Origin of the sequence: Corallococcus sp. AB032C, assembly GCF_003668935.1 — a bacterium.
Lineage (GTDB): Bacteria > Myxococcota > Myxococcia > Myxococcales > Myxococcaceae > Corallococcus > Corallococcus exiguus.
On sequence record NZ_RAWP01000009.1, the window covers coordinates 44,850 to 59,401 of the forward strand.

Below are 14,552 nucleotides of genomic sequence, written 5' to 3' on the forward strand. Positions count from 1 at the left end.
GGGTCGGGTGAAGACAAGCCCCCCAAAGGAGGTATGGCATTCCGGGAAGGAAGAGACCCGGGTGGGTCTGAAAGGCTTTACCGCCCTGCGTCGTCGCCGGTTTCCCGATGGAGAAGCAGTCCCAATCCGGCCGCCGCGAGCGCTGAAACCATGCCCGTCAGGAAGGGGGCCTGGGTGCTCCATGACGCATACATCCAGCCGCTCGCCACCGGACCTACCGTGCGGGCCAGTCCACCGCACGACTGCGCCAGACCCAGCACGGCGCCCTGCTGCGACGGCGGGGCGACCTGGGAGGCCTGGCTGGAAATCAACGGCTGCAGGAAACCCATCCCTACGCCCACCAGCACCACGGAGAGCATCATGGGAATCGCCTGCCACGACACCGCGAGCCCCGCCATGCCGCCCGCGAGCAGGAGCGCTCCGCAGATGAGCAGCCGGAACTCACCCGCCGCGCGCGACAGCGGACCAATCAGCCCGCCCTGGATGACCATGCCCAGGCCACCCACCACCGCGAAGGTGTAGCCCACCTCCTTGGAGCCCCAGCCCAGCCGCGCCTGCACCAGCAGCGCGAACGCCACCTGGAGCGTGGTCATGGACAGGAACACCGCGAAGAACAAACCCAGCACCATCCCCAATGCCTTGCGCCGGGACGGGTCCTGCAACGCGGACCAGCGCGTCTGGGATTTCGCCGCCACGCGCTTCTCCACCGGGTGCGTCTCCGGCATCGCGAAGAACGCGGCCACGAAGCCCACCAGCGCCAGGCCTCCCGCGAGCAGCGGCGGCACCCACGGGCCCAGGCCGGAGAACAGGCCGCCCAGCGTGGGCCCCAGCACCATGCCCAGGCCAATGCCCGCGCCAATGCGGCCCATGGCCCGGGCGCGCGTCTCCTTCGTCGTCACGTCCGCGAGCGCCGCCTGACACGCGGCGATGTTGCCGGACGTCGCCCCCGCCAGGATGCGCGACGCGAACAGCAGCGGCAGCAGCAACTGGTGGCTGGCCAGCGCGAACAGCGCCATGGCCACCGCGTTCGCCAGCAGGCTCAGCAGGATGACCGCCCGCCGCCCGTGCCGGTCCGAATAGCGCCCGAGCAGCGGCGTGGCGAGCAGCTGCGTGAAGCTGAAGCACCCCAGCAGGATGCCCACCGTGCGCGCCGAGCCGCCCATGGACTGCACGTAGAAGGGCAGCATCGGGATGACGATGCCGAAGCCCACCAGGTCCAGGAACACGGTGAAGAACACCACCGCCTCCACCCGGCGCAGGAGGCCCGGTGTGGCGGTGGACGAGGCACCCACGCTGTCAGCCACCATGTCCCGCCCGGTCCACCGGCAGCGCGTCCGCGTAGGCGCGCAGGATGCGGCCCTCGTCGTAGGTGGCCTGGAAGCCCGTGGCCTCCAGGAAGCGCTTGTTGTCCACCACGATGGGGTAGCGCAGGTGGTCCGTGGCCCCCACGGACAGCCGGGGGAAGCCCGCGCGCCCCATCAGCACGGAGAACAGCGGCGACGGCAGCGGCACCGGCGTGCGGCCCGTGCCCCGGATGATGACCGACAGCGGCACCGGCGCGGGCCCCGCCACGTTGAAGATGCCGCGCACCTGCTTCTCCAGCGCCAGCTGCAGCGCCGTCACCACGTCCTCCTCCTGGAGCACGTGGAAGAGGGGGTCGTAGCCCAGCACCATGGGCACGCGCTTGCCGCGCAGCAGGTTCGCGAGCGTGCCCGTGCCCGGCGTGCCCAGCGTGTAGACAAGCCGCAGCACCGCGGTCTTGACGTCCGGCATGCGCCACAGCGCCGTCGCCGCGTACAGGTCCGCGGCCACCAGGTCCGCCAGCTCCGGGATGGCCTCCAGCGCGCGCGGGGGCTCGTCCTCGGAGTGGTACAGCGGCGAGTCCGGCGCCGCGCCGTAGAACGTGTGCCGGCCCACGAAGAGCACCTGCTTCACGCCGTGCGCCGCGCAGTGGTCGAACAGCGCCTTGGTGCCGTCCAGGTTGATGCGGCCGCGCTCGTGGCCCTGCACGGTGAACGCCGTCACCGTGGCCATGTGAATCACGGCCTCCGGCTTCCAGCGCCGGAAGAGGTCCTCGGCGGCGCGCTTGCGGATGTCCACCGGGTGGACCTCGATGCCCTTGGGCGCGTCCCTCCACGGGCGGATGTCGATGCCCGCGACTTCATGGCCGCTGTCGCGCAGCTTGAGCGCCAGCCTCCGCGCGATGCCGCCGGAGATGCCCGCAATCAACACCCTCATGGCAACAGCCTCCGGGCCCGGCGCAGGTTGCGCTCGGCGCGGTTGTCTTCGATGAGCCGCTGGATGCTCGCCTTCACCTGGTCCACATAGCCCTGGATGACGTGGTCCTCTTCGTCACCCGTGCCTTCGAAGACGAGCGGCTCGCCGTAATGGATTTCCAGGCCAACGGGCAGGGGCAGCGGCAGCAGGTACGGCGTCAGCGGCACGTACGGGACGCCCAGGAGCTTGCCCAGCGCGTACGCGTTGGTGACCGTGGGGATGGCCGCGCCGCCGCCCAGGAAGGCGAAGGGGATGATGGGCGAGCGCGTCTGGAGCGCCAGCCGGATGAACCCCGTGCCGAAGTCCACCAGCGAGTAGCGGTCCGGGTAGAGCTTCGCGGTACCCCGCGCGCCCTCCGGGAAGATCATCAGGAGCCGGTCGTCCTCCAAGAGGCGCACGGCGTGCTCGGGCAGGCCGGTGAACTGGCCGGTGCGGCTGGCCCACAGCGAGGCCACGGGGAACTTGTGGATGAAGCGCTCCACCATGCCCTGCGCGAGCCGGGGCGGATCCATCTCCAGCATCGTGGAGGTGAGCACCATCATCCCGTCCACCGCGACGCCGCCGGAGTGGTTGCCCACCAGCATGCCGCGGCCCTTCTTGGGGATGTGCTGCACGCCGGTGCAACGCACCCGGAAGTAGTTCCGGTAGAGGAAGGCGAAGAACTCCAGCGCCAGCTTCAGGTGCTTCTTGGAGATGCCGTAGGGGTCGACACCGTATTCATTGAAGGGCAGCTGCAACCGCTCCACCCGCTCTGACAGGGACTCGCTCTGGGGCACGGGGCGCACCGTAGCACCGCGCGGGTGCTTTGCACGGGGGGCCCGCGTCCCCCATTGTGCACCCGACGGGTGCCCCGGACGGGCCCCCAGGGAGTGACGCGTGATGGCGGGGCAGCCGTGGACGGAGATGCTGGACGGGGTGGTCGCGTGGGCCAAGGCCCTGCCGGCGGGGCTGTCCAACCAGGTGGCGGTGGACGTGAGCGGCCGGCGGGTGCGCCTGTCGCACGCGCGGGTGGAGGCGCTGTCGCGGGGCGTGCTGGGCCGCGTGAAGGGGCTCACCCTTCGCTCGTGGGACATCACTGCGTCCGTGTACGACCTGCGACTGGACGTGCGCGGCTGGAAGCTGCGGGTGGAGACCACCCCCCAGCGCGTGGAGCTGGCCGGTGGGCGCTACACGCTGTGGCTGGCCACGCCGGGCCGGGTGGAGCTGGAGGAGTCCCCCGGCGCGTCATCCCTGTTGATGGGCGCGCTGCGCACGGGGGCCGGGAAGGCCGCGCTCCAGGCCCTGGCGCGCAAGCTGTTGCCGCCGGGACTGGCCTGGGACGGACAGGTGCTCCGGGTAGAAGGGGCGCTGCCGAAGGAGGGCGCGCTGGCGGCCCGCCTCTTCGAGTCCTCCTCCCTGCGGATGACCGCGGAGCACGCGCCGGAAGGGCTGTGGCTGTCCGCGGAGGAGTGGCCGGGGCTGTTGGACCTGCTCCAGGCCGCGCTGGGCCCGGGGTAGGGCGCGCTTCAGCGGCCCTCGCCGTCCCACACGTTGGCGCGGCCCGCCAGGGGACCGCGCTGCGGACGGACGATGCAGAAGCGCTGGCCGGTGGGGGCCTCCATCACCCACCAGCGCTGCACGTAGGCGACGCGCTTCGCGCCCAGGGACTCCAGCCGCTCCAGCTCCGCGTCCAGGTCATCCGACTCGATGTCCAGGTGGATGCGGCTCTCGTGCTCCACCTGTTGGAGGAGCAGCATGGGCTCGGTGTCCTTCGCCTCCAGCTCGCGGTAGGTGGGCGAGTCCGGATCCACTGGCTTCACCGCCCGCCCCAGCGCCGCGCTCCAGAACCGTGTGGCGGCGTCGAAGTCCTCGACCTTGCAGTCGATGACGAACGTGCTGAGTCGGCTGTGATGCATGGCTCGCTCCTGATGGGCCGGGCAGGGGGGAAGCCCGTTGAAGGGGGAGCCAGGGATACACCGAAAAGCGGGTGGAAGGTACGACGGATTGAAGGGTGGGAGGGATGTGCGGCGCGCACCACTCCGCGCCGCCGGAGCCTCCCGCCTTTGGGGCCCTGCCTCAGTTGGGCCGCGCGAGCAGCTTGTCCAGCGCCGCGTAGCTCTCGTTGAGGCCCTGCTCCATGCCGGAGCCGACCATGCCCTGGAGGTCCTCCGCGGTGTGGAACAGGGAGATGTTGACGAGCTTCGTGCGGCCGTCGCCCAGGTCCTCCAGCGTCATCGTCTCCACCGTCACGTGGCCCGGCATGCCGTCCCACTCGAAGGTCTGCTCGATGCGCTCCATGGGCTTCACCTCGCGGTAGCGGCCCTCGAAGCCGTGGCTGCCTTCGGGCGAGTGTTCGACGAAGCGCCAGTGGCCACCGCGCTGAACGTCCATGCGCTCGACGACCACCTTGTTGCCCCGGCCCCACCACTGGGAGACGAGCGCGGGGTCGGTCATCGCCTTCCACACCCGCTCGCGGGGCGCGTTGAAGATGCGCTCGATGCGCAGCTCCCGCTCCGCGGTCTGGGTGACGATGGCCTTGGGGGATGCACTCGCGACTTGGGTCGTCATGGCGTTCCTTTCGTGCGCTCGAGGAAGTCCTCGAGGTGATCCAGGCGCTGCTCCAGCATGGTCCGGTACGTGGCCATCCACTTCGCCACGTCCTCCAGTCGCTTCGGCCCGAGCTTGCATTGGCGGACCCGTCCGACCTTCTCCGTCGTGACGAGCCCCGCCTCCTCCAGGATGCGCACGTGCTTCTGGAAGCCCGTGAGCGTCATCTCGAAGTGCTCGGACAGGCTGCCGATGGACGTGCCGGTCCCTCCCCCCAACCTCAGGAGGATGGCCCGGCGCGTCGGGTCCGACAGCGCCGCGAACGTACGGTCGAGGGCGGCTTGAGACTGAACCATTTGGTTCAGTGTTAAGGCATGGAACTCACGACGTCAAGGCCCCCGGTGCCTGGCTACTTGCGCTTCTTCGACATCGAGCGGACGAAGATGGAGTCGATGCCGTGGATGCGCATCGAGACGAAGTCGTCCGCGGTGGCGTTCTCGTAGCCCGCGTCGCGCATCTCCTTCACGAACGCGGGCGTGACGCCGTGGATGCGCATGGACACCAGGTCCTCCGCGCTCAGGTCCTTGAAGCCCAGGCCGCGCATCTCGCGGATGAAGTCAGGCGTCACGCCGTGGATGCTCATGGCCAGGAGCGAGTCGAACGTCAGGCCCTTGAACCCCAGCGCCGCGAAGCCCTGGATGCGCTCCGGCGTGACGTTGTGGATACGGCAGCTCACCAGCTGCTCAAGCGTCAGTTTCAAGAGGCCTTCGGCCGCCATGGCCCGGACGTATTCCGGGGTGACGTTGAAGATGCCCACCTGGACCAGCTCATCCACGGTGCTGACCTTCTGGCCCACGGCAGCGAGCTCCTGGACGCGCCGCGGGCCGACGTTCACGCTGGCCAGGAGGAGCTGCTGATCCGCGTCCGGCTTGGGAATGCCCAGCTCCCCGAGCTTCTTCGTGAAGCTTGCGTCCGGGCTGAAGCGCCAGGTGCCCACGCCCTGTCCGTCCTTGAAGCGGCCCTCGAAGTCGAACGTGCCTGCTTCGCGCACCAGCTTGAAGGGGGCGCTGCTTCCGTCCGCCGTGGACAGCCCCTGGAAATCGGCGAGCGGTGCGGAGAAGCCGTGGTGCGAATCAGGACGGTCCTTGGGCTGCAATGACAGCTGCAACTGCTGCTCCTTCACGTACGCGCCCCACGTGCCGGTGCTCTGCGCATCGGCGGCGAGGACGGGGAGGGTGAGGAGCATCACGACCAGGGTGAGCCACGGAGACAGGCGCGACGTCATGACGGCGACTCCTTTTTCGGCAAGGCGCGGCCCTCGCGTGCGCTCGGGAGGGAGCGCACGGTGGGGCCGCTTGGGAGAGGAAGGGAGGGGCTACTTCCGGGACTTCTGCATGCGGCGGATGAAGTCCGCGTCCACGCCGCCGGTGCGCAGGCGCACCAGCTCATCCACGGTGGCGGGCTTCACGCCCACGGCTTCCAGTTCGCGCAGGTAGCTGGAGTCGACGCCCAGCGCACGCAGCTGCACGGCTTCATCCAGGCTCAGCTTCCCGAAGCCAGCGGCCTTCAGCTCGTTGAGCCACGCGGCGTTGATGCCCAGCGCCTTCGCGGACAGCAGCTCGTCGGAGTCCTCCTTGTCGAAGCCCAGTGCGGCCATCTGGCCCAGCCACTCCGGCGTGACGCCCAGGTGCCTCATGGCCACCAGCTGCTCGGCGGGGATGGACCGGCCGAAGCGGTCCGCCATGGACTTCACGTAGTCCGGCGTGACGCCTGCGTGCTGGAAGCCCACCAGCGTGTCCACCGTGGGCTCGTAGCCCATGGCGGTGATGCGGTCGACGACCTCCGGCGTGACGCCCGCGATCTTCAGCGCGACCAGCTGGTCCACGCTCAGCGGATCCACGCCCACGCGGGTCTTCTCGTCGGCATCATCGGAGTCCTTCCTCGCCGCGCGGGCCTTCTCCTTCGGGGACGGCGCGGGGTTCGGAGCCGGCGCGACGACCGGCGCGGGCGCGGGGTTCGGAGCAGGGGGCGCTGCGCCGACCGCGAGCACCGGAACCGCGACCGGCGCGGACACGGAGACGTGGGGACGGGGCGTAACGCTGACGACAGGAGACGCCAGGGACTTCGTCTCCGGCGCCTTCACGGGCTGCACGGCGAGCGCCGTCAGCGGCACCGCCAGCGCCAGGCTGCTGGCCAGCGTGACGATGGACACCCCCGCTGCCCAGCGTGACGAGCACCGCGACGTGGGCGCCACCACCAACCGCCGCACGCGGTCCTTCAGCGAACCGCCCAGCGCGGACAGCGCGGGTCCGCTGGCGTCCATGCCCTGCAACCGCAGCGCCTCCAGCGCGGTGAGCGCTCGGGCGTAGGGGAGGGCGCCGGGGCCATGGCGCACCGCGAGGTCGTCACAGCAGTTCTCGCGCTCCACGCGGATGACCTGGGACATCCACCACACGGCCGGGTGGTAGAAGAGCAGCGTCTCCACCAGCGTCTGCACCACGTTCACCGCGAAGTCGTGACGGCGGATGTGGGCCAGCTCGTGGGCCAGCACCAGCTCCAGCTCCCGCACGGCCAGCCCGGTGAGCGTGGCGGTGGGGACCAGCACCACCGGCTTCAGCCAGCCCAGCGTGGACGGCACATCCAGCTTCGACGACACCAGCAGGCGCACCGGACGCGTGAGGTTCAGCCGCCGCGCCAGCACCTCCAGCCGCTGCTGCCATTCCCACGACGCGTGCACCGCCTCATCCACCTGCTGGCGCAGCCCCATCCAGCCCTTGAGCAGCCGCAGCGACGACGCCGCCACGCCCAGGCCCCACGCCAGCACCAGCCAGGGCAGGTGCTCGCCCACCTGCTGGAACAGCCCGTCCAGCCGGGGCAACGTCGCGGTCTCCTTCATGTGACGAGGAGCGGGCAGCTGCGTCAGCGCGGGGGACACCCGGGCCTGCATGGGCGCCACGGTCCGCGGGACGGACGCCGTGCTCACCACGGGACGGGACTCCACCGCGCGCGAGGCATGCCGCCACGCGGTGGCCACCGGCAGCGCCAGCATGATGCCCAGCGCGCCGCACGCCAGCGCGTAGCGCAGGTTCGCCGAACGCCGGCCCACCCACCGGAGCGCCAGCGCCAGGGCCACCGCCACGAGCGCGCCCTGCCACACCAGGTGCACGAGCGCCCAACCCACCGCTTCCAGGACGAGACCGTTCATGACTCCGACTCCTTCTCGAGCGAATCCAGCAGCTGGCGCAGCTCCGCCAGCTCCTCGGGGGACGTCTTCTTCGTGGACAGGGCCTGCAGGGCGAGCCGCGCCGGGGAGCCGCCGAACACGCGGTCCACCAGGTCGGTGACCAGCTGCTGCTGGGTGCTCTCCCGGGGGAGCCGGGCGCTGTAGACGTGCGCACGCTGGGACTCGTCGCGCGTCACCAGCCCCTTCTCCGTCATGATCTGCATCGTCTTCAGGACGGTGGTGTAGCCGCCCCCGTCCTGGAGCGTCTCGTGGACCTCGCGCACCGTGCGCGCGCCCCCGTCCCACAGCACCCGCAGGATGGCCAGCTCGGCATCCGTGGGGCGCGGCAGCTTTCCTCGGCTCATGGCTTCCTCTCTCCTCACCGCTTCCTACGCATAGTTATACGAACGATTTCGTAGGTGTCAACGAAGCATTTCGTACTTCATGGGCAAGGGGCCCTTGGGGGAGGGGAACGGGCGTGCGCGAGGGCTGACGCCCAGACAAGCCATCAGGGAGGGGTGAACCGGACGGCGGGGTGTTTACCGTTTTCCCGACCGGGTCCCACGGCCACGCGGCGGGGAGCCCGAGGAGCCTGTCCATCCATGCGCGTCATCCTCTTCTGTCATTCCCTGCTGTCGGACTGGAACCATGGTGACGCCCACTTCCTGCGCGGGGTGGTGACGGAGCTGGCCGCGCGAGGCCACTCCGTGCGCGTGTTCGAACCCGAGGACTCGGGGAGCTTCCAGTGCCTCTTGGAGGAGCCCCACGGCGTGGCCGCGCTCAACGAGGTCCGCGCCCTCTATCCGCACGTGCGTCCGGAGCGGTACGCGCCCGACACGCTGGACCTGGAGGCCGTGCTCGAAGGCGCGGACCTGGTGCTGGTGCATGCCTGGACGCCGCCGGACCTGGTGCGCCGCATGGGAGTGCACCGCCGTGACGGCGGCCGCTTCCGCCTCCTCTTCCACGACACCTGGCACCGGTGCGTGAGCGCGCCGGAGGTGATGGCTGGCTACGAGCTGTCCCGGTACGACGGGGTGCTCGCCTCTGGAGACGTGCTCCGGGACCTCTACCTGGAGCGGGGCTGGGCGCGGCGGGCGTGGACCTGGCACGAGGCCGCCGACGTGCGCGTGTTCCACCCGCACCCGCGCAACCGCGAGGTGCGCGACCTGGTCTGGATTGGCAACTGGGGGGACGACGAGCGCACGAAGGAGCTGCAGGAGTTCCTCGTGGAGCCGGTGCACGAGCTGGGCCTCACCGCGAGGGTGCATGGCGTGCGCTACCCGGTCCCCGCCCTGCGAGCCCTCTTCGACGCCGGCATCGAGTACGCCGGCTGGCTGCCCAACCACCGCGTACCCCTGGCCTTCTCCCAGGCGCGCGTCACCGTGCACATCCCCCGGCGGCCCTACGCCACGCTGCTGCCCGGCATCCCCACCATCCGCCCCTTCGAGGCGCTGGCGTGCGGCATCCCGCTGGTGTCCGCTCCCTGGGAGGACTCGGACGGGCTCTTCACCGCGGGGAAGGACTACCTCGTCGCCCGGGACGGAGCGCAGATGCGGCGCCACCTGTCAGCGCTGGTCGCGGACGCGGAGATGCGGCACGCCTTCGCGGAAGCCGGCCTGCGAACGGTACTGTCGCGCCACACCTGCGCGCACCGGGTGGAGGCGCTGCTCGTCTTCTGTCAGGAGCTGGGGATGTCCGGCGACGTCCTCCACCCGCTGTCCTCGGAAAGAGTCCTCGCATGAGCCGCGGCCTGCGCTTCGCCTTCTTCGGTTCCAGCCTCGTGTCCACCTGGTGGAACGGCGCGGCCACCTACTACCGGGGCCTGCTGGGCGCCCTGCATGCGCGCGGACACCAGGTCACCTTCTATGAACCAGACGCCTCCGGCCGGCAGGAGCACCGCGACCTCCAGGGGCCGGACCAGGCACGCGTCGTCGTCTATTCCAACAACCTGGGCTCGGTGGACGAGTGCCTGGACGACGCCTTCGGTGTGGACGTGGTGGTGAAGTCCAGTGGTGTGGGCGCCCTCGACGCGTATCTGGATGCGCGCGTGCTGGAGCTGCGCCGCTCCGGCACGCAGGTGGTGTTCTGGGACATGAGCGCGCCCGAAACGCTGGAGCACGTGGCGAAGGACGCCCACCACCTCTTCCGTCAGCTCATTCCGCGCTTCGACCGCATCCTCACGTCCGGCGGCGGCGCGCCGGTGGTGAACGCGTACCGCGAGCTGGGCGCGAAGCATTGCGTGGCCATCCACCCCGCGGTGGATCCGGACACGCACCACCCCGTGGCGCCTGAGTCGCGCTTCGCCTGCGACCTGGCCTTCCTGGGCAACCGGTTGCCGGACCGCGAGGCGCGCGTGGAGGCCTGTTTCTTCAAGGTCGCGGAGTCGCTGCCCCGCTCGCGCATGCTGCTGGGCGGCAACGGCTGGGAGGAACGCGTCGTGCCCGCCAACGTCGGGCGCCTGGGCCACGTCTACACTCAGGACCACAACGCGTTGAACAGCTCGGCGCGCGCGGTGCTCAACCTGCACCGCGACAGCATGGCGCGCTTCGGCTTCTCACCGTCCCCGCGCGTGTTCGAGGCCGCGGGCGCGGGAGCCTGCCTCATCACCGACGCCTTCGAGGGCGCGGAGCAATTCCTGGAGCCCGGCCGCGAGGTGCTGGTGGCCCGCTCCGGTGAAGAGGTCGCCGAGCACGTGAAGCGCCTCACCCCGGAGGACGCGCGGCGCATGGGGCAGGCCGCGCTCCGGCGCGTGCTGGCCGAGCACACGTATGCGCACCGCGCCGTGGAGGTGGAGGCGGCGCTGGGCTGACGCATCCCGGTCATCGACGTCGGTGGGGGTTGAAACCCGGCGTGGCGGGACGCATCGATGGGAGTGCATGATGTCCCCTCTGCCTCCCAAGCCCTGCGCTGTCTGCGGCCGCGCCATCACCTGGCGCCGCAAGTGGGCGCGCGACTGGGAACAGGTGCGGTACTGCTCGGAGGCGTGCCGGGGGAAGCGGACCCAGGCGCGGGGTTCCCCGTGGGAGGCGCGCATCCTGGAGCTGCTCTCCCAGCGGACAGGCGGCGCCACCGTGTGCCCCTCTGAAGTCGCCCGCGCGTCCGGCGGCGAGGACTGGCGTGCGTGCATGGAGCCCGTGCGCGAGGCGGCGCGCAGGCTCGTCGCTCGCGGCGTGCTGGACATCGTCCAGGGGGGCAGGGTGGTGGAGCCCTCCACCGCGCGCGGGCCCATCCGGTTGCGCCTGCGCGCCTGATGTGGCGCCCTGTACAGGGCGTTCACGGACCGTGGAATCGCGCTTGCGCTCACATGGAGGGTCCGGCTACGCGCCGCCCCATGGCCCACGACAAGAAGCCCGCGTTCGACATCATCCTGTGGGGCGCCACGGGATTCACCGGCCGCCTGGTGGCGGAGTACCTGGCTCGCAATCAGGAGACGCACCGCGCGAAGTGGGCCATCGCCGGGCGTGATGAAGGCAAGTTGGATCAGGTCCGCTCGGAGCTGGTGAAGATTCGGCCGGAGTTCGCGGACCTGCCGGTGGTGCTCGCGGACGCGAAGGACGCGGCCTCTCTGGACGCGATGGTGGCGCGCACGCGCGTCATCATCTCCACCGTGGGCCCCTACGCCCGCTATGGCAACGAGCTGGTCGACGCCTGCGTCCGCGCCGGCACGGACTACTGCGACCTCACGGGCGAGGTGCAGTTCATGCGCAGGACCATCGACGCCCACGACGCGCGGGCGCGCGAGACGGGCGCCCGCATCGTGCACACCTGCGGCTTCGACTCCATCCCCTCCGACCTGGGCACGCTGATGGTCCAGGACTACATGCGTGAGAAGCACGGCGGCCACTGCGACCAGGTGCGCTTCCACCTGACGCGCATGCGCGGCGGCTTCAGCGGCGGCACCATCGCCAGCATGATGGACACCCTGGCGGCGGTGAAGGCGGAGCCGGCCCTCAAGAAGGTGCTGACCAGCGCCCACGCGTTGGACCCGGAGCCCTCCCGAGGCACGAAGGAGGAGCGCGACCTGGCCACGGTGAAGAAGAGCCCGGACACGGGCACGTGGACCGCGCCCTTCGTGATGGCCTCCGTCAACACGCGCGTGGTGCGGCGCTCCAACGCGCTGCTGGGCTACCCGTGGGGCCGCGACTTCTTCTACTCGGAGGTCTCCGACTTCGGTCCCGGGCCCAAGGGGCTGGCGCTCGCCGCGGCGACCACCGCGGGGCTGGGTGGTTTCATGCTCCTGTCGAACGTGGACCCCGCGCGGGAGCTGTTGGAGAAGCACGTGCTGCCCGCGCCGGGCGAGGGCCCGTCCGCCACCGTGCGCGAGCGAGGCCTCTTCGAGGTGCGGTTCCTGGGCGAGGGCCACTCGCCCAAGAGCGGCCAGCGCGTGAAGGTGGAGGGCAAGGTCGCGTCGAAGGGAGACCCGGGCTACGCGGCCACGGCGCGCATGCTGGCGGAGTCCGCGCTGTGCCTCGCCTTCGACACCATCCCCAAGCGGGGCGGTGTCCTCACCCCCGCGTCCGCCATGGGCATGGTGCTGGTGGAGCGCCTGCGCAAGGCGGGCATGACGTTCGAAGTGCACGACCGCGCCGCGTGAGGGCGCGGCGGGGCTCTCAGTCGCGCAGGTAGTGGCAGGTGTAGCCGCCGGGGTTCTTCACCAGGTAGTCCTGGTGGTAGCCCTCGGCGGGCACCCACTCGCTGGCGGCGGTGATTTGCGTGACGACAGGCCGGGACCACTTGCCGGACTTGTCCACGCGGGCCTTCACCGCTTCCGCCGTCCGGCGCTGCGCGTCCGACAGGTAGAAGATGGCGGAGCGGTACTGCGAGCCCACGTCGTTGCCCTGGCGGTTGAGCGTCGTCGGGTCGTGCATGCGGAAGAACCACTGCTCCAGCAGCGCTTCGTACGTCAGCAGCTTCGGGTTGAAGACGACGCGCACGGCCTCCGCGTGCCCCGTCTCCCCGGTGTGCACGTCCTCGTAGGTGGCGTCCTTCTTCGAGCCGCCCGTGTAGCCGGCCTCCGTGTCGATGACGCCCGGGATCTTCCGGAGGATGTCCTCCATGCCCCAGAAGCACCCGCCCGCCAGGTACGCCGTCTCGCGCGAGGCCTCCGTGGGGACCGCCGCCTTCGCCAGCACGACAGCGCCCGCGGCGGGGGCGAGCGCGCCCTGGGGCTCGCTCGGGGCCGCGCGGCCGAAGGTGGGCAGCCACGCGCCATAGCCCTTCGAGGCCAACTCGTTCACGGGGATGAAGCGCAGCGACGCGGAGTTGATGCAGTAGCGCAAACCCGTGGGCTTGGGCCCGTCCTCGAAGAGGTGGCCCAGGTGCGAGTCGCCGTCCTTCGAGCGAACCTCCACGCGCTCCATGCCCAGGGTGCTGTCGCGCTTCTCCACCACGTGGGCCTTGTCCAGGGGGCGGGTGAAGCTGGGCCAGCCGGTGCCGGACTCGAACTTGTCGCGCGAGGAGAACAGCGGCTCGCCGCTGACCACGTCGACGTAGAGCCCTTCATCGTGATTGTTCCAGTACGCGTTGCGGAAGGGCGGCTCGGTGGCCTCGTGCTGCGTCACCTGGTAGGCCAGGGGGGACAGGCTGCGCTTCAGCTCCGCGTCGGACGGCTTCGTGTACGCGCGGCCGTCCTGTGGCGGGGCGTACGCGGTGGCCGCGGGCTTCTCGCCGGGCGGAGCGCCACGCGCTTCGGTGCACGCGCTCAGGGCGGCGGCGAGCACCAGCAGGGCGGGCCATAGCCGGTGCGCCACGGGCCGCGGGGTGGGAGACGGCACTGCACGGGCGGACGACATGGGTCGCGAAGCCTCCGGGCGCCGTCGGGAGAAAGGGCGCCATTCCAACTTACGCGCGACACCGGGGAACGGTTACAGCGGGGCCACGATGCCCTGCCGGCCGGGCGGGCCTTTCCGTGGCTCGCCGGAGGGCCGGGCAGTGGCCGGCGGGGGGCCGGAGGCGCTACGGTTCTAGCGAAGACCGGGAGGGAACCGATGAGCCGGGAACGCGGGCCGCGAGGTCCAATCGGGCGGGTGACGGGCATCTCGCGCGCGGAAGGCGCCAGCGTCATCCTTCGCATCCGGGCCCTCCAGAGCGTGGAGGGCGCCGCGCCGGTGGCGAATCGCAACGCGCCCCAGCGCTCCTTCGCGGAGGTGATGGAGCGCCAGGCACAGGGCCTGAATACCTCGGAGCCCCTGCCGTTTCCCGTGGCCCCCAAGCCCCTGCCGCCGCCCGTGCGCGGTCACGAAGACGAAGAGTTGATGACCGCGAAGCCCGCCCCCGACACCTTCGTCGGGCTCATGTGGTCCAAGCTGAAGCGCCCGCGCTGATGCGCTCCAGGAATGGCGCACCGGCCGGGCTGCTACCGCCACGTCGCGGCGAGCCTGCCCAGGGACACGCGGTCCAGGCTCGCCACGTCGCTGGCTGAAGCGCTCACTCCGATGCGCTCCAGGGAAGGCGCTTCGGCCGGACCGCTACCACCACGTCGCCGCGAGTCCGCCCAGGGACACGTAGTCTTGGCTCGCGGCATCGT

The 14,552-nt window shown here is 70.7% G+C and carries 15 protein-coding genes and 1 pseudogene; 6 read left to right on the forward strand and 10 right to left on the reverse strand.

Going from position 1 to position 14,552, the window contains the following annotated elements:
• Positions 1-77: 77 nt before the first annotated feature.
• Genes D7X99_RS05685 through D7X99_RS05695 form a run of 3 tightly spaced genes read right to left on the reverse strand, consistent with a single transcriptional unit; the run spans position 78 to position 3,053 of the window.
• Positions 78-1,307, reverse strand: a complete 1,230-nt coding sequence (locus tag D7X99_RS05685) for an MFS transporter (RefSeq protein ID WP_121776831.1) — start codon at positions 1,305-1,307, stop codon at positions 78-80.
• Entirely contained in the window at positions 1,297-2,238 is a 942-nt protein-coding gene (locus D7X99_RS05690) for an SDR family oxidoreductase (protein WP_121776832.1), read from the reverse strand. Before D7X99_RS05690 ends, D7X99_RS05685 begins: the two co-directional genes overlap by 11 nt.
• Complete coding sequence (locus D7X99_RS05695; RefSeq protein WP_169826174.1) at positions 2,235-3,053, reverse strand: lysophospholipid acyltransferase family protein; 819 nt, start codon at positions 3,051-3,053, stop codon at positions 2,235-2,237. Before D7X99_RS05695 ends, D7X99_RS05690 begins: the two co-directional genes overlap by 4 nt.
• Before the next feature lie 103 nt (positions 3,054-3,156).
• Between D7X99_RS05695 and D7X99_RS05700 the strand changes: the two genes are divergently transcribed.
• On the forward strand, positions 3,157-3,774 hold the full coding sequence (locus tag D7X99_RS05700) for a hypothetical protein (RefSeq protein WP_121776834.1): 618 nt from the start codon (positions 3,157-3,159) through the stop codon (positions 3,772-3,774).
• Between the two features lie 8 nt (positions 3,775-3,782).
• On the opposite strand, the gene D7X99_RS05705 is transcribed toward D7X99_RS05700, so the two are convergent.
• The 6 genes from D7X99_RS05705 to D7X99_RS05730 all read right to left on the reverse strand — a co-directional run bounded on the left by D7X99_RS05705 (position 3,783) and on the right by D7X99_RS05730 (position 8,391).
• Entirely contained in the window at positions 3,783-4,172 is a 390-nt protein-coding gene (locus D7X99_RS05705) for a VOC family protein (RefSeq protein ID WP_121776835.1), read from the reverse strand.
• A 160-nt stretch (positions 4,173-4,332) separates the two neighbouring features.
• A complete protein-coding gene (locus D7X99_RS05710) occupies positions 4,333-4,824 on the reverse strand; it encodes an SRPBCC family protein (protein ID WP_121776836.1) in 492 nt (163 codons plus the stop codon).
• On the reverse strand, positions 4,821-5,159 hold the full coding sequence (locus tag D7X99_RS05715; RefSeq protein WP_121776837.1) for a helix-turn-helix transcriptional regulator: 339 nt from the start codon (positions 5,157-5,159) through the stop codon (positions 4,821-4,823). The genes D7X99_RS05710 and D7X99_RS05715 overlap by 4 nt, the downstream gene beginning before the upstream one ends.
• 53 nt (positions 5,160-5,212) lie before the next feature.
• Positions 5,213-6,088 carry a 4-hydroxy-3-methylbut-2-enyl diphosphate reductase gene (locus D7X99_RS05720; protein WP_233613101.1) on the reverse strand — a complete coding sequence of 292 codons (876 nt, stop codon included), beginning with the start codon at positions 6,086-6,088 and terminating at the stop codon, positions 5,213-5,215.
• 90 nt (positions 6,089-6,178) lie between these two features.
• The gene (locus D7X99_RS05725; protein WP_121776838.1) at positions 6,179-8,008 is read right to left on the reverse strand and encodes a M56 family metallopeptidase; all 1,830 of its coding nucleotides are present in this window, start codon (positions 8,006-8,008) and stop codon (positions 6,179-6,181) included.
• Positions 8,005-8,391 (reverse strand): BlaI/MecI/CopY family transcriptional regulator, encoded by a 387-nt coding sequence (locus tag D7X99_RS05730; protein WP_120565186.1) that lies wholly within the window; start codon positions 8,389-8,391, stop codon positions 8,005-8,007. The genes D7X99_RS05725 and D7X99_RS05730 overlap by 4 nt, the downstream gene beginning before the upstream one ends.
• Before the next feature lie 237 nt (positions 8,392-8,628).
• Here D7X99_RS05730 and D7X99_RS05735 point away from each other — a divergent pair, with 237 nt between their 5' ends.
• The 4 genes from D7X99_RS05735 to D7X99_RS05750 all read left to right on the forward strand — a co-directional run bounded on the left by D7X99_RS05735 (position 8,629) and on the right by D7X99_RS05750 (position 12,620).
• Complete coding sequence (locus tag D7X99_RS05735) at positions 8,629-9,768, forward strand: glycosyltransferase (protein WP_121776839.1); 1,140 nt, start codon at positions 8,629-8,631, stop codon at positions 9,766-9,768.
• A complete protein-coding gene (locus D7X99_RS05740; protein ID WP_121776840.1) occupies positions 9,765-10,835 on the forward strand; it encodes a glycosyltransferase in 1,071 nt (356 codons plus the stop codon). The genes D7X99_RS05735 and D7X99_RS05740 overlap by 4 nt, the downstream gene beginning before the upstream one ends.
• A 67-nt stretch (positions 10,836-10,902) precedes the next feature.
• Positions 10,903-11,277: a DUF2256 and DUF3253 domain-containing protein gene (locus D7X99_RS05745; protein WP_121776841.1), complete on the forward strand. Its 375-nt coding sequence runs from the start codon at positions 10,903-10,905 to the stop codon at positions 11,275-11,277.
• 80 nt (positions 11,278-11,357) lie between these two features.
• A complete protein-coding gene (locus tag D7X99_RS05750) occupies positions 11,358-12,620 on the forward strand; it encodes a trans-acting enoyl reductase family protein (RefSeq protein ID WP_121776842.1) in 1,263 nt (420 codons plus the stop codon).
• Positions 12,621-12,636: 16 nt separating this feature from the next.
• Here D7X99_RS05750 and D7X99_RS05755 read toward each other — a convergent pair.
• Positions 12,637-13,632 (reverse strand): annotated as a pseudogene (locus D7X99_RS05755) (bifunctional methionine sulfoxide reductase B/A protein); the annotation flags it as partial.
• Between the two features lie 381 nt (positions 13,633-14,013).
• Here D7X99_RS05755 and D7X99_RS05760 point away from each other — a divergent pair.
• Positions 14,014-14,349, forward strand: coding sequence for a hypothetical protein (locus D7X99_RS05760; RefSeq protein WP_147476034.1), 336 nt, complete (start codon positions 14,014-14,016; stop codon positions 14,347-14,349).
• Positions 14,350-14,552 lie beyond the last annotated feature (203 nt).